12 protein-coding genes and 1 tRNA gene are annotated in these 23,631 nt (G+C 71.7%); 5 read left to right on the top strand and 8 right to left on the bottom strand.

The features are described from left to right. Positions 1-4 precede the first annotated feature (4 nt). From IPJ59_RS03895 to IPJ59_RS03860, 8 genes are all read right to left on the bottom strand, one after another. Entirely contained in the window at positions 5-919 is a 915-nt protein-coding gene (locus IPJ59_RS03895) for a DUF1295 domain-containing protein (RefSeq protein ID WP_293269804.1), read from the bottom strand. A gap of 232 nt (positions 920-1,151) precedes the next feature. Continuing rightward, positions 1,152-4,988: a BamA/TamA family outer membrane protein gene (locus IPJ59_RS03890; RefSeq protein WP_293269803.1), complete on the bottom strand. Its 3,837-nt coding sequence runs from the start codon at positions 4,986-4,988 to the stop codon at positions 1,152-1,154. Between the two features lie 124 nt (positions 4,989-5,112). After that, the gene (locus tag IPJ59_RS03885; protein ID WP_293269802.1) at positions 5,113-11,178 is read right to left on the bottom strand and encodes a translocation/assembly module TamB domain-containing protein; all 6,066 of its coding nucleotides are present in this window, start codon (positions 11,176-11,178) and stop codon (positions 5,113-5,115) included. Positions 11,179-11,181: 3 nt separating this feature from the next. Beyond that, positions 11,182-11,604, bottom strand: a complete 423-nt coding sequence (locus IPJ59_RS03880; protein WP_293252686.1) for a 2Fe-2S iron-sulfur cluster binding domain-containing protein — start codon at positions 11,602-11,604, stop codon at positions 11,182-11,184. A 71-nt stretch (positions 11,605-11,675) separates the two neighbouring features. Then, positions 11,676-11,749: transfer RNA gene (locus IPJ59_RS03875), tRNA-Met, on the bottom strand. A gap of 183 nt (positions 11,750-11,932) precedes the next feature. Beyond that, positions 11,933-12,502, bottom strand: coding sequence for a YkgJ family cysteine cluster protein (locus IPJ59_RS03870; RefSeq protein ID WP_293269801.1), 570 nt, complete (start codon positions 12,500-12,502; stop codon positions 11,933-11,935). Beyond that, complete coding sequence (locus IPJ59_RS03865; protein ID WP_293269799.1) at positions 12,499-13,482, bottom strand: hypothetical protein; 984 nt, start codon at positions 13,480-13,482, stop codon at positions 12,499-12,501. Before IPJ59_RS03865 ends, IPJ59_RS03870 begins: the two co-directional genes overlap by 4 nt. Positions 13,483-13,554: 72 nt before the next feature. Beyond that, complete coding sequence (locus IPJ59_RS03860; protein WP_293269798.1) at positions 13,555-14,379, bottom strand: hypothetical protein; 825 nt, start codon at positions 14,377-14,379, stop codon at positions 13,555-13,557. A gap of 382 nt (positions 14,380-14,761) precedes the next feature. On the opposite strand from IPJ59_RS03860, the gene IPJ59_RS03855 reads away from it, so the two are divergent. The 5 genes from IPJ59_RS03855 (at position 14,762) to IPJ59_RS03835 (ending at position 23,508) form a co-directional block, all read left to right on the top strand. Next, positions 14,762-15,553 carry a helix-turn-helix domain-containing protein gene (locus IPJ59_RS03855; RefSeq protein WP_293269797.1) on the top strand — a complete coding sequence of 264 codons (792 nt, stop codon included), beginning with the start codon at positions 14,762-14,764 and terminating at the stop codon, positions 15,551-15,553. 70 nt (positions 15,554-15,623) lie between these two features. Beyond that, on the top strand, positions 15,624-16,982 hold the full coding sequence (mgtE, locus tag IPJ59_RS03850) for a magnesium transporter (protein WP_293269796.1): 1,359 nt from the start codon (positions 15,624-15,626) through the stop codon (positions 16,980-16,982). Positions 16,983-16,992: 10 nt separating this feature from the next. Further along, on the top strand, positions 16,993-17,772 hold the full coding sequence (gene recO / locus IPJ59_RS03845) for a DNA repair protein RecO (RefSeq protein ID WP_293252704.1): 780 nt from the start codon (positions 16,993-16,995) through the stop codon (positions 17,770-17,772). A gap of 154 nt (positions 17,773-17,926) precedes the next feature. Next, a complete protein-coding gene (locus IPJ59_RS03840; protein ID WP_293269795.1) occupies positions 17,927-19,909 on the top strand; it encodes a YncE family protein in 1,983 nt (660 codons plus the stop codon). Then, complete coding sequence (locus tag IPJ59_RS03835; protein WP_293269794.1) at positions 19,906-23,508, top strand: hypothetical protein; 3,603 nt, start codon at positions 19,906-19,908, stop codon at positions 23,506-23,508. Before IPJ59_RS03840 ends, IPJ59_RS03835 begins: the two co-directional genes overlap by 4 nt. Positions 23,509-23,631 lie beyond the last annotated feature (123 nt).

Raw genomic sequence — 23,631 nt, 5'->3', positions numbered from 1 at the left:
CGGGTCAGCGATCGCTGCGCGAACCGGTGACGGCTCGCGGGCGGCGCGGCAGCAGCGAGGGGACGCGGCGCATGTAGTCGCGGTAGGCGGGCGAGCGGGCGGCGAGGCGGCGATCGAGGGCGGGGGCGCTGTAGAGGACGAGCAGGGCGGTGATCACGAGCGGCCCGAGGGCGGGCAGGTCGGGCGGCCAGTCGGCGAAGAAGTCCCGCGGGGCGGCGGCGACGGAGAACAGGTAGAGGCCCCACCAGAAGCCGAGCTCGCCGAGGTAGTTCGGGTGGCGGGCCCACGCCCAGGGGCCGAGCTCGCAGACCTGGCCGGGCTCGCGGGGGCCATTACGGAACGCCCGCATGATGCGGTCGGCGTTGGCCTCGAGGAGGATCGCGGCGAGGGTGACGGTGGCGGCGAGGAGGTCGAGGGGGCCGAGGGGTTGGTCGCCGGTGACGAGGGCCGGGTAGGCGGCGGCGCAGGCGAGGCCGAGCATGCCGGTCGGGATGAGGTGGATGACCAGCAGGTTGACGAGCGGGAACAGGCGGCCGCTGCTGCGGCGCATCTCGGTGTAGCGCCAATCTTCGTGATCGAGGCCGGGGAAGCAGCGCAGCCAGTGGTACGTGAGGCGCAGGCCCCAGGCGGTGACGAGGGCGACGACGAGGGCCTGGCGCAGCGGCTGGGCGGCGGCGCTGGCGGGGTCGCAGGCCCAGGCGGCGACGACGGCGATCGGGGCGACGCTCCAGTAGGGGTCGAACACGCTGGGGTTTCGTCGGGCCAGGCCGACCAGCCACAGGAGCAGCGTGGCGGCGAGGCCCGCGAGCAGGGCGCGCAGCCAGGGCGCGGCCTCCGGGTGCCGCTGCCAGACGAGGGCGGCGCACAGGCTGGCCGCGGCGTAGGCGAGGACCATGGTCAGGAGGCCGCGGCGGGGCATGATGGCGAGGCATCGCACGCTTGGCGGCGCGCGGCAAGGGGCGCGTGTGTCCTGTCGGACATGTCCTGGCGGACAGGTCGGGTGACGCGGCTCCACGCGGCGATGACATGTCCTGGCGGACAGGTCGGGGTTGGCGGCGGGGCGACGGCGGGGCGACGACATGTCCTGGCGGACAGGTCGGGGTTGGAGCGGCGGGGCGACGACATGTCCTGGCGGACAGGTCATTCGGGGCTCAGAAGGTGACGCCGACGTCGAAGATGAAGCGGCCGTTGCGGTCGTCGATGGGCTTGACGTTGCCGGGGGCGAGGGCGTTGGGGATAAGGACGGCGTAGCCGAGGGCGAGGGTGACGATGCTGATGTCCCACTTGAGGAAGTTGATGCCGACGCTGCGCCGGAAGTCGCGATTGAACTGCACCTGCTGCCACTTCTGCGTCAGCACGCCGAAGTCGAAGAACAGCGAGTGGGCGATCTTGCCGCCGAGGAAGTCGTTGATGGAGACGACCTGGAGGGCGATGGTGGCGAGGGCCCGGATGTGGCCGCCCTGGGCGACGTAGTGGAGGCGCTGGATGCCGCCGCCCTCGTTGATGGCCTCGATGTCGACGAGCATGGTCTCGGGGAGCAGGCCGCGGATGCCGAGGTCGGTGGTCCCGCCGCCGAAGTAGCGCCAGATCTCCGGCGCGCTCGCGGTGCCGAGGCGGGTGATCGGGACGACGTGGCCGTAGCGCAGGGCGTAGCGGAAGCTGAGGCGGTTGTTGGTGCGGGGGATCGGGATGAAGTGCTGCCAGGAGAGGTCGGCGCGGATAAACCAGTCGATGCCGCCGAGGTAGGGCGAGGCGAGCTTGAGGTCGGCGCTAGCGATGAAGCCGTCCTCGGGGTTGAAGGGCTTGTCGACCTTGGTGTAGGAGGCGCCGAATTGCAGGGCGCCGGTGCGGTCGGCGACGATGGCGTCGCGGCGGTTGGTGATCGTGGCCTCGCCGCCGAGCGGGACCGCGGGGTCGAAGGCGGGCTTGACGACGTCCTGGCTGATGTTGCTGCGCTGGATCAGGTAGCCGAAGTAGGCCTGCCAGCGCGGGCTGATCGGGTAAGTGAAGATGACGGTGCCGATCGCGGACTCGAGGCGGCCGCGCGCGGGGGTGAGGCGCAGCTGGTAGGTGCCGCCGATGGAGAAGGTGAGCGGGCTGGCGAAGATCCGCGGGCGGGTGAGGTTGCCCTGGACGCTGCGCTGGTAGCAGCGGGCGCCGGCGCAGTCGCCGAGGAAGGGGACGCCGGCCGGGACGCCGCTGGTGTTGAAGCCGTAGTGGCCGAGGACATCGAAGTCCCAGCCGGTGCCCCACATGTTGGGGAACTCGGGGTGGAGGAACAGGTAGAAGGGGTCGAGGGTGGCGAAGCCGAGGCCGCCGGAGAGCTTGAGCGAGACGTCGTTGCGCTCGCGCATCTCGACGACCTGGTGGACGGTGCAGGCCTCGCTGCTGCTGCTGCCGAGGTCGCAGGCGACCGGGTAGGGGGTGATGCTGACGCTCTCGGCGACGCCGAGGCCGTCGATGTTGTTGCGGGTCTGGTCGGTGGCGCTGCGGTCGTAGGGCTGGCCGGTTCGGAAGGCGAACTGGCGGCGCAAGGCCCAGCCGCGGGTCTTGAAGTTGCCGCGCAGGAGGGTGTCGCCGAACACGCCCTTCTTGCCCTCGTAGACCGACAGCTCGGTCTCCACCTCCACGGCGGTGCCGCTGGTGTAGGCCTGGCACATGCCGATGTCGCGGTCGGCGAGGCGGCGGGCGTTGGCGACGGACTTCACGGCGCCGGTGGGGTCGGTGTAGCGCCAGCGGATCTCGGCGTCGGCGACGGGGTAGCCGCTGTTGCGGTAGCGTTCGACGACGGCCTCCTCGACCTCGCGGTCGAGGCTGGGGCTGACGGCGACGCCGCCGGGGCGGCTCTCGCCGGGGCGGCGCAGGGGGGTCTCGAAGAAGATGCGGCGCGCGCCCCAGCTGCCGTCCGCGTGGACCGGGAGGTCCTCGATGTTGCGGTCGCCGGGGATCGGGTCGTCGAGGTAGCGGATCTGCTCGTCGCGGCGGGCAGTGAACACCCGCGGGCCGGGCTCGACGGTGATGCGCACATAGAGGTTGGCCCGCTTGCGGGCCTTGAGCAGGTGCAGGCCGGCGGTGTCGAAGTCGCGGGTGGCCCAGCCGGCGCTCGGCTCGCGGCGGAGGATCGTGGCGACGTCGACGTCGCTGTGCTCGCCCTCGCGGTCGAGGCCCTCGGGCCAGAAGGCGACGCGCACGCCCGCGTTGGCGCACAGGTAGCCGCGGTCGGCGTAGCGCTGGAGGAGGGCGCTGAGGTCGTCGATGACCCAGGCCTCGGTGAAGCGACCGCCGCGCTTGAGCTTGCGGGCCCTGTCGAAGTCGCGTTCGATGGCCTCGGCGATCCGGGGCGGGACGCCGCGGGTGATGATCTGGGTGATGCCCCGGATGGTGACCAGCGGGCCCTCGTTGATCTGGAAGTAGAGGGCGCCGGGGGCGGTGCTGCCGAATTCTACGTAGCGGCCGCGCACGCTGGCGAGCAGGAAGCCCTTGCTCTGGTAGTAGGCGCGCAGGTTGGCGGCCTCACGCACGGCGGCCTGGTCGCTGGGGGCCTCGCGGCGCTTGAACAGCTGCATCTGCCCGCGCAGGCGCAGGTCGGAGTAGCTGCGGTTGCCGAGGAAGGAGGTCTTGACGCCGCGGCCGATGTCGACCTTGACCTCGAGCGGGAGCTTGTTGCCGGGCGGGACCTCGCCGTCGCGCAGATCCTCGTAGCTGGTGTCGATCTGGATCTGCGGGTAGGGGAGGCTGAGCTGGGGGGTGGCGGTGGACTGGACCAGGTTGTCGCGCGGCTCGGCGTAGCGTCGCTCGGCCCGCTCTTTGGAGTCGTCGAGCGAGTCGCGGGTGACGCGGGCCGGGAAGGGGGTGGCGCGCACGCGCGGCCAGAACGCGCGTCGCAGCCAGCGCTGGTCGGCGCGCGGCATGTTGCCCACGACCGTGAGCTGCTGCCACGGGACGCGGTAGCCGGGGCCCTTTTCGAGGTACACGTGGAGGTCGACCTCGTCGTTCTTGCGCCCGCAGGCGAGGCCGAAAGTGGCGTCGCCGCGGAGGTAGCCCTTGTCGAAGAGGAAGCGCTTGAGGCGGGCGATCTCGTCGCTCTGCCACTTGGCGCAGGCGAGGTCGTCGGCGGGGCAGATCGGCGGTCGCGTCTCGGCGCGCAGGGCCTTCGGCGGGCTGCACACGCCGTGGGCGAGGGCGCCGGGGCGGGCGTTGATCGAGAGCTCACGCTGTACGTCGGCTTTGGACAGCGGGATGTGGCCGTGGATGCGGACGCGGCGGATGCTGCGGCCGGGCTCGACCTCGACGAGCAGGCGGCCCTCGCCCTCGGCGAGGTAGCGGGCGCGGTAGCCGAGCTGCTGCAGCTGGGCGCGGATGGCGTCGGGGCTGAGGTTGCCGGGCTCGAGGCCGAGGACGCGGCGCAGGCGGATGTTGCTGTCGCCGGTGCGGAAGCGGCCGGTGATGCCGACGTGCTCGACGTTGGCGATCAGGACGCCGCCATCCGGGTCGGGGCGGGCGACCAGCTCGTGTTGGCCGGCGCCGGTCGGGACGAGGACGAAGGCGTAGCCCTCCTCGGCGGTGGTCTGGAGCTTGTAGTGGAGGAAGCCTGGGTCCCCGCCGCTGAGGCGGACGGCGCAGTTCGGGATGCCGAACCGCTCCTGGCGGGTGCGTGGGCCGAGGGCGAAGCCTTGCTTCTCGAGGCCGTCGAGGACGGCGTCGAGCAGGTGCATGGGGTCGGCGGCGCTGTCGATGCGGGCGCAGCGGCCGACCGAGGCGGCGTCGGCTGGGGTCTCACCGACGGCGACGGTCTCGCCAGCGCTGGCCGTGTCGGCCGCCGCGGCGAGGTCGGGCGGGGGCACGGTCTGGCTGCGCGGGGGGAGCTCGTCGTCCCGGGGTGGGGCCTCGGGCTCGGCCGTCGGCAGATCCGCGACCGGGGCGACCGGGGCGGCGACGGGGCTGCTGGCCGCGAGGACAGGTCGCAAGAGACCTGGCGCATGGGACATGGCCCCAAAGCCAGGTACATGCACGGCCGTGGAGGCGGCGTCGGCCGCGGATGCGAGGGTGGGCGACGCGAGGGCGAGGAGCGCGGCGAGCAGGCCGGCCAGGCCCGCGGGGCCCGCGGGGCGCCTAGCGCATGCTGGGGAGCGTGTAGTCAAGGCGCAGCTCGAGCGATCGCTGGCGGAGGGGGTCGAAGATGATGCGCTCGTTGAAGTAGGAGCGGCGGTTGTCGCGGAACTCGAGGGTGGCGGTGTCGAGGATGCGGAAGCGGACGCGCCAGTCGTAGCTGTTGCGCAGCAGGAGGCCGGGGTAGCCGCGGGTGTAGCCGGCGCCGACGCTGAGGTTGCCCCAGTCGCTGCGGAACCACGGGCGCGGGGTCTCGGCGGAGGCCTCGATGCCGAGCTGGCCGAGGCGCATGCTGATGTCGGGGAGGTAGGGGGCGAGGCGCGGGGCGTTCTGCTCGACGTACTTGCCGAGCTTGAGCTCGGTGAGGTTGCCGACCAGGCCGATCGGGCGTCCGAGCAGGCCGCCGCCGCCGTAGCGGCGGACGTTGGAGTCGGCGACCTCCTTGTTGCCGGCGCCGAGGACCAGGTAGTCGACGCACTCGCGGGTGGTGCGGCCGCGGGTGCGGGTGTCGCCCTGGACGATGCAGCGCCAGGTGATCGCGTCAAGGGTGCCGCCGAGCTTGACGTACATCTGGCGCGGCTGGTTCTCGACGTAGATCGGCTCCTGGCGGAGGGCGAGCACGTCGACGGTGCTGGCCTCGAGGGTGCGCTCGAGCTGGACCTTGCCGTACTGGACGTCGTAGGCGCCGTTGAGGATCGCGACGTCGAGGACGCCGGTGCTGACGTCGATCTTGCCGGACATCTCGAGGTCGCCGAGAGTGCCGCCGATGGCCAGCAGGACCTGGCCCTCGACGCCCTTCATCACGTTGTTGTCGACCCGGAAGGGCGCTGTGGTGCGGATCCGGAGGTCGAGGGCCATGTCGCGGACGATCTCCGGCGGGGGCGAGGCCGGGGTGGTGGTTGGGTCGGCGAACGATAACACCTTGACGCCCTCCTGCGCGTCGCGGACCCAGCGGCCGCGGTTGACCAGGACCTCGCCGCGCAGGGTCATGCTATCGCGGCCCTCGAGGGTGATGCTGTCGCTGGCGATGGTCGCGTAGAGCTGTGGCCGGCCGGAGTTGTCGAACATGCGGTAGGCGATCTCGTCGAGCTCGACGCGCAGGTCGGTGGAGGTGATGCGGGTGAAGTCGGGGCTCAGCACGGCGTGGCCCCACGCGGCGACGCGGCCGCGGTCGCCGACGTGGGCGCGCAGGGCCGCGGCCGGCGGGCGCTCCGAGGTGGGCTTCTGGACGGCGAGGGTCTTCTGGGCCTGGTTGGCCGCGTCGGCGACCCGCGGGACGCCGCCGAGGTAGAGGGCGTAGCCGTCCTGGCCGTGGGGGCAGGGGGTGTCGTCGCTGCAGCGCAGGACGTCGATGCTGCCCTCGCGCAGGTCGATGGGATCGAGGCCGACGCCGGCGAGCTCGACGCGCAGACCCTCGTTGCCGGGGATGAAGCTGCCGCGCATGGCGTGGATCTGCAGCGGGTCGTCGACGAGGCCGGCGACGTGGGCGACCTGGACGTCGAGGCCGCCGGAGCTGGTGGCGAAGGTGCCCGGCAGGAGGTCGCGCAGCGGGCGGGCGTTGAGCAGGCCGGCGGCGGCGGCCGAGAAATTGCCCTGACACTCGCCGCCGAGCACATAGTAGGTTCGGTGCGCGCCGACCGGGCCGAATTGCAGCGTCTGGTCGCGGATCTGGAGCTCGCCGTCGTCGGCGAAGAGGGTGTCCTGGCGCCAGCCGAGCGCGAGGCGGGGGACCGCGAGCGACCAGGACTTGTCGGCGGCGCTGACCGTGAGCGGCGGGGCGCCAGCGGGCACGCTGAAGTCTCCGGTGAGGATCGGGTCGGCGATGTGGCCGTCGATCTCGACTTTGATCTTGATCCGACCGGCGAGATCACTGAGGCCGTAGCTGCGGACCAGCGGGGCGAGGGCGCCGAGCAGCAGCTCGCCCTGGACCACGGCGTGGCCGCTGCCGGGCGCGGGCGTGCGGGCGGTGTCGGGTGGCTTGTCGCAGCGCTTGCGCTTCGGGGCGACGGCGACGTCGAGGCTCATCGCGGCGGCGGCGTCCTTCGGTGCGGCGCTCGCGGGGCCCTGCGGGCTGGCAAGCTCGATGTCGCCAGAGAGCGCGAGGCTGACGCCACCGTTGCGGCCGCCGGTGCGCAGGCTCCACGGCTGGTTCAGGCCCAGGCGGGTGCCCCCGAGCACGCCGATGAGGCGGTCCTCGCTGCACAGGGAGGCTTTGTCGAGGCAGGGGTCGCCAGGGACGCCGTCGCCGGGCTTGGCGCCGCCGGTGGGTTCGCGGGTGGCGGCCCACAGGCGCTCGAGGTCGACGAGGATCCGGATCGCGCTCGGCCGCTGGTCCCACAGGCAGGCGGAGATCAGCGGGACCCCGGGCGCGCAGCTCTGGGCCCGCAGGTTCAGGCCCCTGAGCTCGCCGTGGAGGCCCTCGGCCTTGAGCCCGACGGCGTGGAGGATGTTGACGAGGGGGAGGTTGGCGAAGTCGAGGCGGAGGTCGGCGGACATCGGCGCGGCGCCCTTGCGCGGCTTGGGGCCGAAGGCGACGGTGGCGGCGAGACCCCACTCGTAGTCGGGGCTGTGCTTCTTGCCGCTGTCGCCGAAGCTGCCGGTGACCTCGATCTTGCGGCGGGCGACGAGACCGTCGCCCGCCTCGAGGTCCTCGCTCTTGAGCTTGAGCAGGCCGGTGCCGAGGGGGACGCCAGCGGCGTGGATCGCCCGCAGCTCGATGAGGCCCTGGATGCTGGGGCGGGCGAGGGTGCCGGTGACATCGAGGTGCGTGCCGCGCTCGATCTCCCCGGCCTCGAGTTTGAGCTTGCCGCCGCGCTGGATCTGGGCCGGGTCGCGGATCTTACCGCCGGCGATCTGGGCCCCGGCCGGGAGGTCGCCGAGCCCGGCGATCGCGGCGAAGGCGGAGATCGGGAGGCCGGTGACGGCGACGTCGAGGTCGAGCTCGGGGTCGCTGGCGAAGCTGACGCTGCCGCTGGCGTGGAGGTCGCCGACCGGGACGGTGACCTCGGGGGCGAAGGAGGGGCTGATGCTGCGGTGGTGGTGGAGGACGATGTCCTTGACGGTGAGCTGCTTGCGGTCGACGGCGAAGCTGGCGACGACGTCGCGGAACTCGCCGCCGCCGAGGCGCAGGTGCGGGACGAACAGGGCGCCGTCGGCGTGGGCGCGCGACAGCGGGATGCGGCGCGTGTGCTCGCCGATCTTCAGGGCGACGTCGCCGCGGCCGCCGACCGACTCGTTGCCGAGCTTGGCGAGGTCGACGGCCTTGAGGTCGAGGTCGGCGTAGATGCCGGGGTCGTCGGCGAACAGGTCGAGGTCGGCGGCGAGCTTGCCGGTGCCGCCGAGCAGGCCGACCTTGCCGCTGCGCAGCGAGAGGACGCCGCGGTCCATGGCGAGCTTGACCTCGCTGATGTCGGTGAGGGCGAACTTGCCGGAGCCGACGTCCGAGAGGGTGAGCGAGCCGTTGCTGCCGTCGGGGCGCTCGAGCTTGCCGCTCAGGGTGAGGCCGGCGGACAGGCGTTCGAAGTACGGGCCCTGGCCGAAGCCCTTGAGGAAGGTGGCGCCGTCGCTGATGCGCAGGCGCAGGTCGGTGGGCTTGAAGGTGTCGAGCTGCTTGCCGAGGCCGCCGTCGATCTTGAGGCTGCCGCCGTCGACGTCGATCTCGAGGTCGCTGAGGTCGAGGCCGGTCTCCTCGTCGAGCACGACAGTGCCGCGGGCGCCGATCCGGCGCGGGAGGCTGTCGTCGGCGGGGCCGCGCGCGCGCTGCAGCTCGACGTCGGCGAGGTCGAGCACGACCCGGCGCAGGCCAGTCTGGGTGGCCTCGGGCGCGGGGCTCAGGTCGCGGTCCTGGGTCGCCAGGACGGTCGGGGCGGGCTCCGGCGTGCTCGACTCGCGGATGTCCTCGGGGTCAGCTTCGGCGGCGGGCTTGACGTCTTCCTCGGCGGCGCCGCCGAGGCGCAGGACCAGCTCGCGCAGGCCGAGCGTGCCGTCGGCCTTGCCGCTGAGGCGGGCGCGGGTGTCCCCCGGGGCGAACAGCAGGCCGGGGTCGAGGTCGCGAAACTCGCTCTCGAGGGCGACGACCAGCGGCTCGCCGGGCTCACCGATGACGAGGTGGTTGCGGCCGCTGTGCTCGCGCATCCGCAGGTGGCCGCCGAGGGCGTCGCCCTCGAGGTGGGCGAAGTCGACGACCCAGCGCTCGCGGCCGCTGCGGTGGTAACGCTCGCCCCACATCGCGGGGACGGGCTCCTTGTTCATGCTCAGGCGGACATCGGCGCGGCGCAGCGACCAGTCGAGTGGGGAGGGCTCGGGGGCGTCGGGGTCGGTGAAGAAGTCGAGGCCGAGGCCGGAGGCGGCGAGGCCGATCGTGACGTCCTGCAGCGGGCCCTTGAGGGTGAGCTGGGCCGAGGCGTCGTCGGCCGAGATCATGGTGGCAGGGAGCTTGTGGGCCTCGCCGATGGTGCGTGCGAGCGGGCCGGCCTCGCCGAAGAGGATCGTCATGTCGACGTTGCGGGCGCCGGTGCTGAAGGCGTCGCGCAGCCAGCCGTCGATGACGGCGGGCGAGCCGGCGAAGCTGCCGGCGCCGCGGATCCGGACGTCGCCGAGGGGCACCGCGCCGCCGGCGGCGAACTGCGAGAGCTCGAGGTCGGCGATCGGGAGCTCGTAGTTGAGGGCCAGGATGCGCAGGAGGCCGGTGTCGGCGCTGGCCTCGACGTCGAAGATCAGGGGCTTCTTTTCCGGCTTCGGCTGCTTCGGGTGGAGGCCCTCGAAGTACAGTGAGAAGCGGCCCTCGGTGAGGTGCAAGGCGGTCTGCCAGCCGCTCTGCGGGCGAAAGTCGAGGTCGAGGTCGGTGTCGTGGAGCTGGACCTTGTCGAGGCGGAAGCTGATGCCGCGGGTCTCGGCGGGGGCGGTCGGGGCGCTGGGGTTCGGGCTGAAGGCGTCGAGCAGGCTGATGCCCCAGGTGAGGCGATCGTCCTTGTCGCGCATGGCGAACTCGTGGACGTCGATGTGCAGGGGCTCGATGATCTCGGCCTCGGTGAAGTGGAGGGTCCACGGGATCTCGAACACCGGCGGCACGCCGAGGCGGTTCCACGGGATGATCTCGTGGAGGACGATGTTGGCCTCGACGTGATCGGCCCAGCCGGTCAGCTTGTCGCGCTCGCCGCCCTGGCGCTTGTAGCCGCGCCAGATCTTCACGTCGCGGACGACGGCGTGGTGCGGGGTGCCGGTGACGAGGTCGAGGATCAGGCGCGGCGACCAGTGGACGCTGCCGAGCTCGAGGTCGCCGTTGATCTGGTTGCCGATGACGCGGGTGAGCAGGCGGCCGAGGTTCTCGTCGTTGAGGAAGAAGTAGGCGCCGACGTAGATGACGGCGAACAGGCCGATGAAGCCGAGCCACAGGTAGATCGGGAGCTTGACCAGGAGCAGGCGGGCGATCGGGTGCTGGACCCGCGTGGGCAGGCCGGCGCGGCAGAAGTGGAGGTACTGATCGTGGAGGCCGGGGATCTCGCGCGGGTGGGCGAGGGCCTCGTTGATCAGGGCGTCGCGCAGCTGCGAGAGGCCGCGGTAAAGGCGGGCGTCGAAGCGGCCGCTGAGGTCGGGGGCGCTGGTGTCGCTCCGCTTCGGACCGGGCGTGGCGCCCTGGATGTGGGCCCGCACCGGGGCGATGGCGTCGGCGTCGACGGCGAGCAGGGCGCGATCGACGATCGCCGGGATCGCGGTGTGCAGCGGCTGCGGCCTGGCGGTCGGGAAGCGGTAGGTGAGGCGCAGCGATCGCAGGGCGACGTCGCTGCGCACGAGCTGGCGCAGGAGCTGGCGCAGCCGGCGACGCAGCGAGCGCGGGCGGTCGCTGGCGCGGCCGACGAGGCGCTCGCGGTGGAGGATCTGGTAGGCCTCGAGCAGCAGCGCGAGGTTGGGGCCGGCCGGGTAGAGGTGGCGGGTCCGGATGCGATCACACAGGCGCTCGAGCAGGACGCGGCCATCTGCCAGCAGGTCGGCCTCGAACTGCCAGTCCGTCAGCCCCCCTCCGAAGCTGGAGCTGTGGCCAGAGCGGCCGGATTCGTCGGCGGTGGCCACGGATCAGGGGTCCACAGTAGCACCGGGGGCCGGGGCCGGGGACCCGCCGGGGGCGCTGGGATCCGTGGCCTGTGGCGGTCGGCCCCAGGCGGCGTGGCCGAGGACCACACGCGACGTGGAGCCGGGCGCGGGCAGGCGCACCTGACAGGCGAGACGCTGCGCAGGTTGCGAACGGCCGAGCTCGGGGTCGCCTGGCCGCGGGCGCAGCTGGCGAAGCTCCAGGGCGTTGGGGGCCGCGAGCTGGTCGGCGCCGTTCAGGACCTCGACGGCGCAGCTGCGACACACGCCCTCACCGCCGCAGGAGCGGCCGAGCGGGAGACCGACACGGCGGACCGCGTCGAGCAGGGTGGCCTCGGGATCGTCGGCGAGGACGGCGGTGTCGAGGGTGATCTCGTCGCGCCGGGTGCGGAACACGATCTCGGCCACGGGCTCATGGTACGTCGCGGGCCTGGAAAAACCGAAGGGCCAGCTTCGTGAGAAGCTGGCCCTTCGGACAGTAGCGGGGACAGGATTTGAACCTATGACCTCCGGGTTATGAGCCCGGCGAGCTACCTGGCTGCTCCACCCCGCAGCGAGAGGCCCGGTTTGTACGCTCATGGTGCGAGGGCGTCAACACGAAAGTGTATGCGGATGCACCGCGGTATTCGCGGGGCGGCACACCGAAGGTTGCTGGCGTGCGCAGCGTGCATGGGCGTCCGCAGGCCGCCGGAGCTGCTGGAGCTGCCGCTGGAGCCGCTGGAGCCGATCTCGTGGATCAGGGGGACACGCGGGCCAGGTCGGCGAGGTCGATCCGCGGGGCGTCGGCGGGAGATCGTGCCGCGTGGGTGGTGTCGGCGTCCCACAGGCTGGCAAGCACGGCAAGCGGCTGATTCACGGCGTCTAGCCGCAGGATGCTGGCCCGTGGAGGGGGCTCGTCACGGAAGTTGAGCGGGCAATGATCGAGGCGAAGCGAGGCGGCCGGGTCGTGCGGGTCGGCCGCCGCGATCGGCAGGCCGTGCGAGCGACAGATCAACGGACGGTCGTCGTAGACAGCGCAGCGGCCGTCGACCAGGAGGGCGCAGCGATCGGCGTGGTCGGGAGCGTCGGCCTGGACGCGCAGGCGGGCCCGCAGCGCTGGATCGCGGTCGCCGAGGCGGGCCAGGGCGTCGCGGATCGCCGCGGCCTCGACGGCGAAGACACCGATGCGCACGTGACAGCAGCTCTCGCAGCCGGGACCGCAGCGAAAGGCGGCCGGGCTGCGGGCGAGGGCAGCGTCGAAGTGGGCGTCGACGCGACGACGCAGCTGCACGAGGGTGGCGGCGAGCTCCGGGCGAGCGAGGGTCATGGACTGGTGGGCGGCGGCGCGGCGCCGCGGAGGATGTCGACCAGGCCGCGCTGGACGGCGAGGGCGTGCTCCTCCTGGTCGGCGTCGAAGCTGCAGCCGCCGACATAGGGGTGGCCGCCGCCGCCGAGCGGCTCGAGCAGGGCTGCCATGCTGTGTTCGCGGGCCTCACGGGGCAGCCAGGGGTTGTAGCCGGCGGTGAGCTTGATCCTGCGGTCGGGGCCGCGGGTGATGGCGACGACGTAGCGGACCGCCGGGTGATGGCAGTAGGGGATGAACTTGTTGTACGCGCGGACGGGGTGGTCGAGGAGGGCGTACGAGAGGACGCCGTCGCGGACGACGGCGCAGCGGTCGATGAGGTCGAGGTCGTCCTGGTTCTGGGTCCGGCGGGGGCGGACGATCTGCTGCACGTAGTCGGCGCTGGCGTGGTCGGCGAGCGGGCGGGTGCGCAGGTCGTCGATGAAGGGGCCGATGAGGCCGAGGTCCTGGTTGCTCTCGACGAAGGTCATGAGCTGGAGGGCGGGCTCGGCGAGCAGCACCGGCATCTCGGGGCTCGGGAAGTTGGCGGCGTCGATGCGCTCGGCCCAGTGGATGAGGTCGGCGTGGGCGGAGAGGTCGCAGGCGAAGCGGTCGCGGACGGTGCGGACGATGAAGCCGGCACAGCTGGCGGCGCCCTGGTCGTGGAACTTCTGGCCGGTATGGTCGGCGGCGAAGTGGCGGCGGTCACCCGGCAGCTGGAAGGCGCTGGCGTGGTGGTCGAAGTACCAGGTCATCGCCGGGTGCTGGCTGTAGCGGAAGTCGAGGCCGACGGCCGGGTCGGCGCCGGCGAAGTCCTCCGGGTCGTAGGGGTCGCCGGGGCGGTGGTCCTTCGGGATGTAGCGCAGCTCGGCGGGGCCGAAGTGCTGCGTGTAGAAGGCGGCGAACAGGGCCGACGAGGCGGCCCCGTCGAAGCACCAGCCGTGGTGGAGGACGTGCACTGCCATCGCGTCGGCCGGGTTATACCTGCGTCGGCGAGGCGCGTCTCGAAACGGGCTGTCGCCCGCGCGGGCTTCAGGTCACTCGCGCTCGTGCACGGCGGGCTGACGGACGTGCACGGTGAACACGCCCTCGGGGAGGTGGTCGGCGGCTGGATGGCGAGCGGCGGGGTCGAGGAGGAGTAGGCTGGCGGTCGGGCGCAGGTGCGGCTGGGAGATGGCGCGAGCGGGCCGCGGAGGCGGCGGCGGGGTGAGGCTGATGAGGCTGCCGCCGCGGTGGAGGACGCCGACGCTGCGACCGTCGCTGACCATGATGTTGCAGGCCGCGGGGCGACCCAGGCGATCGTCGAGGGCGAGCAGGCCGCGGCGGATCGCGGCCGGGCTGGCGTAGGCTTTGCCGAGCTCACCCGCGGCGTGGAGGATCGCCAGGAAGCTGAGCGCGGCGAGCTCGCGGTCGCCGACCGGGCCGCCGCTGCGGATCAGGAAGTCGGGCAGCAGGCCGCGCAGGCGGGCCCGCAGGGCCTCGGGATCGGGACCGGGGAGCTCACCCTCCGCGTGCACGCCGATCCAGCGCTGGAAGCGGACCATCGCCAGCGGCGGGGGCAAGGCGTTGTCGGAGCTGCCAGCCGGGGTGGTGGCGTAGGCGGCGAGGGTGGTCTGGGTCGGGGCGCGCAGGAGGTCGGCGACGAAGTCGGCCCGCGGGTCGCGGACCACCGGACGCGACTGCACGAGGGTCTCGTTGTCCTGCACGCCGCCGACGAACCAGGCCCGGACGCGACCGCTGGCTGCGTCACCGGGCGGCACGTAAGGCGGCCACTGCTCGCGTAACATCTGTCCGATCCAGGTCGCCTCGCGGAAGCCTTCGGGATGGGCATGCACGAGGGCGACGAGGGCGATGGGTTCCACAGAACGATGATACCAGGGGGGCTCGCGGCGACCAGCCGCAGCAGGTTGCAGGGAGTCCTGGCAGGCAGGTGCGGGGGAGGCGAGCGGCGCAGCGCGTGGCCGAGATCGCGACCGTGACAGTGATGTCGTGGTGCCTCGTCGCGGTGGTCGATCGATCGCAGCGACGAAAACTTGTGTGGCGAGGACGAAGGTGTTTTCTGGGGCGGTGCCCGGCGTCGTGTGGCGGACCCGGGTCGCGGCGTAGTCAGGCGATCCGCGGGCGGGTCGGGGCGGGGACGGCGAGGATGGGTGGGGCTTCGTGGGTCGTCGGCGATCGCGGCGACGATCGTCGTGGCCGCGGGCGATCGACGAATTGGCGGCCGTGGATGGTGTTCACGGGCACTTGGAGGGATTCGTGCGGAACCGCGCGAAGCCTCGCTGCGCGCATTCGCGGCGTAAAGACTTGCTTGGGGGGGTTGCCGCGGGCCTGAGACTGATCTCAGAATGTGCGCGCATGCGAGTTCCCACGGGACGACTCCGGATTGTCAGCGCGCCGCAGGGCGAAGCTGCCGAAGCCCACGAGGGTCCGCCGTCGCCGGGCCGTTACATCCGCGAACAACGGATGCGTCGTGGGATGAGCGTCGAGCAGCTGGCCATCGACACCAAGATCCCGCGCGCGAGCATCGACGCCCTCGAAGAAGATCGATTCACGGCGCTGCCCGGGCCTGTGTTCGTGAAGGGCTTCTTCCGCTGCTGCGCTCGCTCCCTGTCGCTCGACGCCGATGTCGTGATGGCGTTGCTCCACGAGCACGAGCGGGCGCTGCAACAGGTGAAGTCCGGCCGCCGCGATCGGCATGCGCCGCAGCTGGCGCGGCCGGCGGCCGTTCATGCCAGCAGCTCGGCCGCCGCGGCGCCTCGTGGTGCCGTCCAGGCGCCGATGCACGCCCTTGCGGCCACTGCAGCAGGTGGGGCCGTCGGTGGTGCAAGTGGGGCTGATGCTGCGCCAACGCCGGCGCCGGCGTTGTTCGACCTCCGGGGCCTCGCGCCGTTGCTGGAGCGCCTCCGGGGAGCGACCTCCCTCGCCGCCAATTCACGGTTGTTGATGTGGATCGCGGTCGCCTTGATGGTGGCCTTGATCGTCGCCACGGCCTTCGTGATGGCCGGCGGCAGCGCGCCGGGTCTGCCCCAGTCGTGACGCTCGTTCCGCCCCTCCGTTAGTGCTTCCCCCTTTCCTTTAATAAGGAAGGGAGCGAAGGAAGGGGCACATGCGTCTGGCTCAGAATCCGGCGGACCTGGCCAAGCTAGTGGCGAGCGGCGACATGCGCCGGTTGGTCCGGGCGCTGGCCCGCTATGACGCGGTCCAGCTCGGAGCCCAGCTCGACAACCTCGAGCCGCGCGCGCAGGACGTGGTGATGCAGCACTTGCCGGTCGAACGGCGGGCGGCGGCGCTGGCGGGCATGCGCTACGAGGTGGCGGCGGAGATCATTGGTCGGCTGGCGCCCGAGGAGGCGGCGGGGCTGCTCGACGACCTCGAGAGTGATGACGCGGCGGACATCCTGGGGCGGATCGACGAGGCCAAGCTGCGTCAGATCCTCGCGCGCTTTGACGCCGCGGACGCCCACGCGATCGAGGAGCTGCTCGCATACCCCGAACACTCGGCCGGCGGCATCATGTCGCCGAGCTTCTTCTCGGTCCACCAGGACGTGACCATCGCCGAGGCGACCCGCCTCATCCAGACCGCGGACGAGCTCCCGCAGCACGTCCAGTACCTCTACGTGGTCGATGAGCATGATCGCCTGGTCGGGGTGATAGGCCTGCGCGACCTGGTGCTGAGCAAGCCGGACCAGCCGATCCACTCGGTGATGGCGACCGAGCTGGTCACCGTCACCGCCGACACCGATCAGGAGAAGGTCGCCGAGGTCGCCAGCCGCTACGACCTGGTGGCGATCCCCGTGGTCGACGAGCAGCGCCGCCTGCTGGGGGTGGTGACGATCGACGACATCGTCGACGTGCTCCGGGAGGAGGCCACCGAGGACATCCTCCGGATGGCCGGCGCGGGCCAGATGATGGTCGACACCCGCACCTTCGGGCCCAGCTTCCGTGCCCGTCTGCCGTGGCTCGGTGCGGCGGCCGGCGGCGGCCTGCTGGTTGCGATCTCGCTCCAGGGCTTCGAGACTGCGCTGCGCAGCGTGCCAGCGCTGGCGTTGTTCATGCCGGTGGTCGCCGGGATGGGTGGCAACGTCGGCACCCAGAGCTCGACGATCGTGGTCCGCGGGATCGCGGTCGGATACGTCGAGCACACCCGCATCGGTCGCCTCGTGCTCCGCGAGGTCGCCCTCGGGGCGAGCCTGGGCATGGTCTACGGGATCGTGATCGCCCTGCTCGCGCCGCTGCTCGGGACCACCGGGAGCGATCCCTTTGGCCTCGGTCTGGTGATCACCCTCGGGATGATGGGCAGCATGATCATCGCCGCGGCGGTCGGGACCAGCGCGCCGTTGATCTTGAACCGGCTCAACATCGATCCTGCGATCGCCACCGGGCCCTTCGTCACCACCTCGGTCGACATCCTCGGGCTCCTGTTTTACTTCTGGCTGGCGACGGTTGTGCTGAACATCGTTGGCTAATGGCGCTGTAATGCCGATCCAGAGCGCCACCGAGACGGTCCCGGCGATCGTGCTGCGCACCCGGCCGCTCGGCGAGTCGGACCTGCTGGTGGTGCTGCTCACGCCGGAGCACGGCAAGCTCGAGACGGCCGCCCGCGGGGCCCGCAACTCGAAGCGGCGGTTCCCGGGCGGGCTGCCGGCGGGGCTGCGCGGGCTCGCCGGGGTGGCTCGCGGACGCGGGAGTTTGGCCCGGCTCGAGCGCTTCGAGGCCAGCGCGGACCACTCGCCGGTCGGCCGCGACCTCGACCGATTCGCCTACGTCGCCTACCTCTGCGAGCTGACCGACGAGCTGGTGTTGGCGCGGCACGCCGACGCGCTGGTGTTCGCGGCGCTGTGCACTGCGCTGGCGGCCGTGATCGAGGCGATCCCGCGGCCCGGCGAGCTGCGACGCTACGAGCTGGCGCTGCTGCATGCGCTCGGGCTGCTGCCGGCGCTTGAGCTGTGCTGCGTGTGCGGCGAGCTGGCGCTGCGCGGGCCGGACGGCGGCGTCGCCTTCGATGCGCAGCGCGGCGGGGTGCTGTGCCTGGCGCACGAGCGCGGCGCGCTGCGTCTGCCGGGGGTGGTGCTGGCGATGGCCAGGGACCTCGCGGCCGGCGGTGATCCGGGGCCACTCGACGCCGGGTCCGTGGAGCTGCGGCGTGGCCTGCGAGATCTGACCCAGACGGCCCTGCGTGCGCACCTGCGGCGGCCCTTGCACTCGCTGGCCTTCTTCGCCGCGATGTCGCGGAGCGACGCCGGGGGGGGCGCATGAGCCTGCAGGTGCGCGGGGGCGTGCGGGTGTGATAGCTTCCGGCCGCATGCCACGGCGACGCAGCCCGCAGCGGGACCGGACCGGCTCGCAAACCCATTGGCTTGCCGATTGGCATTGGCAAGCCCATGGGCAGGCCCGCTCGCAGGCCCGCGGGTTGGCCCATGCGCAGGCCTGCGGGTTGGTCCTTGGCGTCGGGCTGCTGGCGGCGTTCGCGTGCGGCTGCAACGATCGCAACCGCGGCATCATGCCGGACGGCGCTGGTCTGTACTTCCCTGCCGGCACCGTGCTCGACCCGCGCGTCGCGGAGGACCTGCCCGCCCGCTGGATGTTCGTGCTGAACGCCAACAGCGACCTGGTCTTTAATGCCGGGTCGGTGGTCCCCGTCGACCTCGAGCGTTTCTTCAATGAATGGATGCGAAGCCCTGAGGATTGCTTTCGAAGGAAGGACCTCGACGGAGACGGCATCAAGGAGACGGAGGATGGCGACGCCGAGGCGTGTCTGCCGGGTCGACCCCCGGGCAAGGCGAAGGGTGACGGCGCGTGGACGAAGTGGCCGGAGGTCGCGGACGTCGGTGCCGACCTGAGCGCCGCGGTGCCCTGCCGGCGCAACGCCCTCAAGCCGCAGATCGTCGAGTGCGAGGACACCTACTTCATCGAGGAGGGGGCCGAGGTCCTGATCGGCAACTTCGGCACGGCCCTGCGCGGCTGGACCCCCGAGCGACCGGCGCCCGGCACGATCGTGGATCGGGCGACGCTGCTCATGGCGGTCCGCGGCGACCCAAGCATCACGCTCATCGACGTCGCCGGCGGCCAGGACGAGGCGCCGGTGCTGCGCTGCGGGCAGGGCGAGGACTCGGGCATGTACGACCCGCGTCGCTGCGCGGGTGACAGCCTGCTCAAGCACACGCGCAACGATCCGGACGCCATCCGCCTCGACTCCGAGCCGGCGGTGATCCTCGCCACCCCTGGCGACCCCCAGGTCCTGGTGACCCACGCCAGCCGCTCGCAGATCACGGTGATCGACCTCGAGGGCCAGTACAAGCTGCGCTCGGCGCTCAGCCTCCCCAAGGGCGAGACCCCGCGCTGCAAGGGCGTCGGCGAGGACGAGGTGTGCAAGGACGGCAAGCCGGCGATCGTGCACACGCCGACGATCTTCGACCTCAACGGCCAGCCCGGGGCGGGCTGGGGCCTGGCGCGCCGGCCCTGCTTCGCCGGCACCGACAACGTCCCGGCCCTCACGCTCACCCGCGGCCCCGACGGCGAGGCGATCGAGTGCGGTCGCTCGCTCATCTACGCCGGCTTTCGCACCAACCTGGTCGCGGCCCGCACCTTCCTCAGCGAGGCCGTGCCGCTCGACGCCGACTACCTGGACGTGATCTTGGGGGACCTCGCCGCTCGCATCGCCGGGCTCGCCGACGAGATCGCGGCGGAGGCCGACCCGGCGCGCAAGGCCGCCCTGGTCGCCGAGAAGGAGGCGCTCGAGCGCGAGCAGGCCCGCTACGTCGCCCTGCGCAAGGACACGGCCGACAGCTCTTTCGGCCAGCGCTGCCTCACCGCCGACGAGGTCTCCAACGACGAGCTGCTCGACGACGACCTCCGGGACCCGCGCACCGAGGGCGCCTTCCTGTGCGACGCCCGCCTCTACACCGCCGGGGCCTTCACCGCCGCCGCCTTCAACCTCGGTGTCAGCGGCACCAGTGCCGTGCTCGGTGACATCGGCTTCTCGCAGGACGGCAACCGCCTGTTCGCCGTCCAGACCAGCCCCGGCGCGCTCGCCTACGTCGACACCAGCCTCGACATCCGCGGCCTCACCCGCGACACCACGGCCGGCTTCGTCGAGCTCTGCGCCCAGCCGACCGCGATGGCGTTGTTCGCCGACCAGGCCAACGAGTACGCGGCGGTCACCTGCTACAAGCCGCAGGAGATGTTCATCGTCGATCTCAGCGGGGTGCGGGTGGTCGCCAACATCGTGCTCGGCACCGGGCCACACGCGATGACCGTCGACAAGGCTCGCCAATACCTCTACGTCGCCAACTCGCTCGACAAGACGATCAGCGTCGTCGACATCAGCCGCCTGCGCCCGACCCGCTTCTCCGAGGTCGCGCGGATCGGCCGGCAAGTGCCCTACCTGCGGTGAACCACCCCGTGCCAGCGTCCCGTAATAACTTCGTTCTCGCGGCCGGTTGCCTCACGCTGATCGGGCTCGCGCTCACGGCCTGCAACAACCGCCAGAGCGTCATCGTCCCCAACCGCGTCCTCGATCGTCCGACCGACATGGTCCTCGCGTGCATGCGCAAGGACCCCGACAGTGACCAGATCAGGCCGACCTCGCTCGACCTGTGCATCCAGTCCGCCTGCGAGGATCTGCGCCTGGTCGGCTTCGTCGCCAACTCCGAGCGCGACTCGGTGGCGATGTTCAGCAAGTGCGCCAACTCGGTGCTCGACATGGACCCGGCGGCCCCCGGGGCGCAGCTGATCGACGCCGGCAAGGTGCCCTCGAGCATGACGATCTCCACCGGTGACATCACCGGCTGCTTCGCCGTCTCGGCCAACCTCGGCAGCTGCGATCTCAGCCTGTTCGACGTACCCGGCCTCTCGGCCTACGCCTTCGACGAGGTCCCGGTCCGCGACCCGAGCGAGCTGGTCAACGCGATCACGCCCACCCGCGGCGACGGCAGCCCGCTCGGCGCCCGTCCGGGGCAGGTCCTCGCCACCCCGCCGGTTCTTAGCAACAGCGTGCTGTTCGGCGACCTCGAGGACACGACCGGCGGCGACGCTGGCGGCACCGGTGACACTGGCGGCGCGGCCCTCTCGACCTGCGATCCTGAGCGTCCTGGCAGCGTCTACGTCACCTTCCCGTCGTGCCAGCTGATCGCCGAGGTCGACCTGCGCACCCAACGGATCCTGCAGAGCCGGCAGTTCGTCGTTGATCCAGACACCGCAGCGATCACCGTCAACGACACCGGCGTCGATCCGAAGTGTCCGATCGACTGCCCCGAGCTGTTCGCTGACCAGCCCGACGTGCTCAAGGGTGCTGACCCCGGCGACGTCGGCGGCGTGTACCCGTCGGCGATGGCGATGATCTCGCCCGTGACCGAGCCGCAGGACGCCGCCGACCTCGAGATCGTCGACCACGCCCTCTACGTCGGGGGCCTCGGCGCCGACACCCTATTCGAGCTGCGCTACGACGGTCGCCGCTGGTTGACCGACCCGCTCCAGCTCGAGCTGCAGGACGCCAGCGGTATCTCCGTGATCCGTCCGACCCCGGCGATGGAGCTCAACCTCGACGGCGCCGAGCCCTATCACCAGTTCCTCTACATCGTCGCCGGCGACGGCTCGACCCGCGTGGTCCGGCGCGACTTCGACGCCAACCGCACGGCGATCGGCCGCGAGTGCGACACCCAGGTCGATCCCACCGCGGTGCTCGACCTCGTGTGTCACCCCGCCGAGTTCCCCGGCGAGAACCCGCCGGACCGCCGACCCTTCGCCCGCGGTCCTGGCATCCGCGGCCCCAACGGATCGCTGATCACCGACTGGACCTTCCAGAAGGTGGTCAAGAGCGCCGAGTCCTCGATCGACGCCCCGTCGTCGCCGTTCGGCAAGCCGGGCGTCACCGGCGTCGGCGCGACCAGCTTCGGCCGCCTCGTCTTCGTCACCTTCGACCAGTTCAACACCGACGCCACCGGCAAGTCGACCGCCGCCCGGGTGTCGGCGACGATCGACCCGCTCGGCCTGCTCGACGCCACGATCCAGCCGCACATGCTGTGGCCGCAGATCGACCCGCGCCCCGCCAACGTCGAGGTCGAGGGTCTGCCGCGCATGGACGACGCCGAGCCGCAGCGCAACGAGCCCGGCAAGAGCGAGGGGGCCGACGCGCTCAAGGTGCTCGCGCCCTCGCTGCGGCGCATCGATCTCGCGTACGCCGAGCTCGGCTTCACCTGCGCCTACAAGCCGGACGATGGCAAGGACGACGTCGACGTCGACGACGAGGGCTGCCGCAAGGACACCGATAACGCCGAGGCCGTATGCGTCCCGGACAACCCATTGGCCGGCACGAGCCCTGGCCCCGGCCGCTGCCGCGTCCCCAACAATCCGTTGCTCTCCCCGCGGATCCTCGCCACCGAGGGCGATCGCCTGGGCAACCCCGACGCCGGTGAGACCGGTAGCACCGGGCTCTACGCCAACGAGGTCGTCCGCGCGGTCGTCCGTGACTATCGCAGCTGGATCTCCGGCTCCTGGACCCTGTTCTGGGAGGGCCAGATCCCCGGCACCGAGAGCGCCACGGGCCAGCTCGTGTGCGAGCACCCGGGCTGGGAGGGTGGCACCTGCCTCAGCACCGATCCGGGGGACACGCGCATCGTCGACAGCACGGCCCGCTTCTGCGACGCCGGTGTGCTCGCGGGCGACAAGCTGCAGCTGTTCGGCTGCGCCCAGGACGCGGATTGCGGGGTGGGCCAGTACTGCCTGGTCGACGCGCGCAGCACCACCACCAGCGGCGCGCCCGGCATCTGCGTCTCGCAGGCCGCCTTCGCCAACGACGACTACCTGCGCCAGGTCTGCGCGGACCTCATCTACGACCCCTGCGGCTCGCCGGTCCGCGAGTATCTGGTCACCAGAGCCTTCCAGTCGGAGCTGTGGCTGCAGGCGCTCGATCGGCCCGAGACCGCGTACTTGATGTACACGGGCGTCAGCGACACCGAGCCCGACGCCGACAAGGACCTCGCCGACGATGTGGTGTGCGACGGCAGCTATCTCCGTGGCCTGCCGCCCGAGAGCCCGGCGCCGTTTCAGACGCCGCGTGAATGCCAGCGCCCCCTGCTGTGCGGGACGGAGCAGCCCGAGACCGGCTGCGAGACCCACGACGACTGCCTGCAGCTGGTCAAGGAGGGCGCCGAGCCGGCCGACATCTATCCGCTCTGCATCGACGGCCTGTGCCGGCGCCCCTGCGGCGACGACGAGGACTGCATCCTGCGGCGCCTGCCCGGGCCCACCTGCGTGCAGGAGCTGGCCCGCTACCTCGTGCTCGCGCGCCACAGCTTCGTGCTGCGGGGACCCGGCGCCTACGACTTCCTCGACCAGAAGGTCCGCGCCGACGCGATGACCCAGGAGTGCTACGAAGATCCGGACGTCTCGAACCTGCTCACGAGTCGTATCCGGCTCGGCAGCGACGAGGCCGACACGCGCAACAACTCGGTCTGGCCGATTCCCACCTGCCCACCTGGCAGCGAGCGGCCGGGCGCCGGCACGCCGAACCCGTGCTTCATCGACACGCCGCGCCCGCTGAGCCTCCCCCCGGACGCTCCCGGCGGGTTGTTCCACAATTTCAGCTACGGCGAGAAGCCCGACGAGGGCGCCGTGCCGGCGCTGCGCTTCAGCAATCCGATGTTCAGCCTCGTGCTCGACCTGACCTCGCTCAAGGGCCTGATCGACCCGGTGCCGACCACGGACGTGGCGTGGCCTGGTGCGTTCGCAGCCTTCAAGCGCGCCCGAATCCCGCGCAACTTCAACGAGAGCTTCGGCACCATCACCGGCTACGCGCCCTACGACGTCGGGGTCGTCACCTCCAGCATCGCGCTGGTCGGCCCGACGCGGATCATTAACGCGCCGGAGACGGGCACCGTGTTTGTCGTCGACACCAGCGGCGGCACGGGCACCGGCGGCGTGCGCGGGCAAGTCGTGCGCGTGACCCTCTCGGGCGGCCAGGTCACGCCCGACGACAAATTCCTGGTCCACTGACGGGAGATCCCGGCGGAGGGGTCGGCGGTGGCCCTCAGGCAGCGCGCACAGCGTCCAAAGCGGGCATGCGCAGGTGTTACGGGCGCTTGGGGGGCGTCGACCGTTTGCGGTACCATCGGCGCC

Origin of the sequence: Nannocystis sp. (genome assembly GCF_016714285.1) — a bacterium.
GTDB lineage: Bacteria > Myxococcota_A > Polyangia > Nannocystales > Nannocystaceae > Nannocystis.
This window is presented reverse-complemented; position numbering and strand designations above follow the sequence as displayed.

Bases quoted from the DNA above. Each gene is read 5' to 3' on its own strand.
- IPJ59_RS03870 (WP_293269801.1), bottom strand. From the start codon at position 12,502: ATGACCCTCGCTCGCCCGGAGCTCGCCGCCACCCTCGTGCAGCTGCGT.
- IPJ59_RS03865 (WP_293269799.1), bottom strand. From the start codon at position 13,482: ATGGCAGTGCACGTCCTCCACCACGGCTGGTGCTTCGACGGGGCCGCC.
- mgtE (WP_293269796.1), top strand. From the start codon at position 15,624: ATGCGTCTGGCTCAGAATCCGGCGGACCTGGCCAAGCTAGTGGCGAGC.
- IPJ59_RS03890 (WP_293269803.1), bottom strand. From the start codon at position 4,988: ATGTCCCATGCGCCAGGTCTCTTGCGACCTGTCCTCGCGGCCAGCAGC.
- IPJ59_RS03895 (WP_293269804.1), bottom strand. From the start codon at position 919: ATGCCCCGCCGCGGCCTCCTGACCATGGTCCTCGCCTACGCCGCGGCC.
- recO (WP_293252704.1), top strand. From the start codon at position 16,993: ATGCCGATCCAGAGCGCCACCGAGACGGTCCCGGCGATCGTGCTGCGC.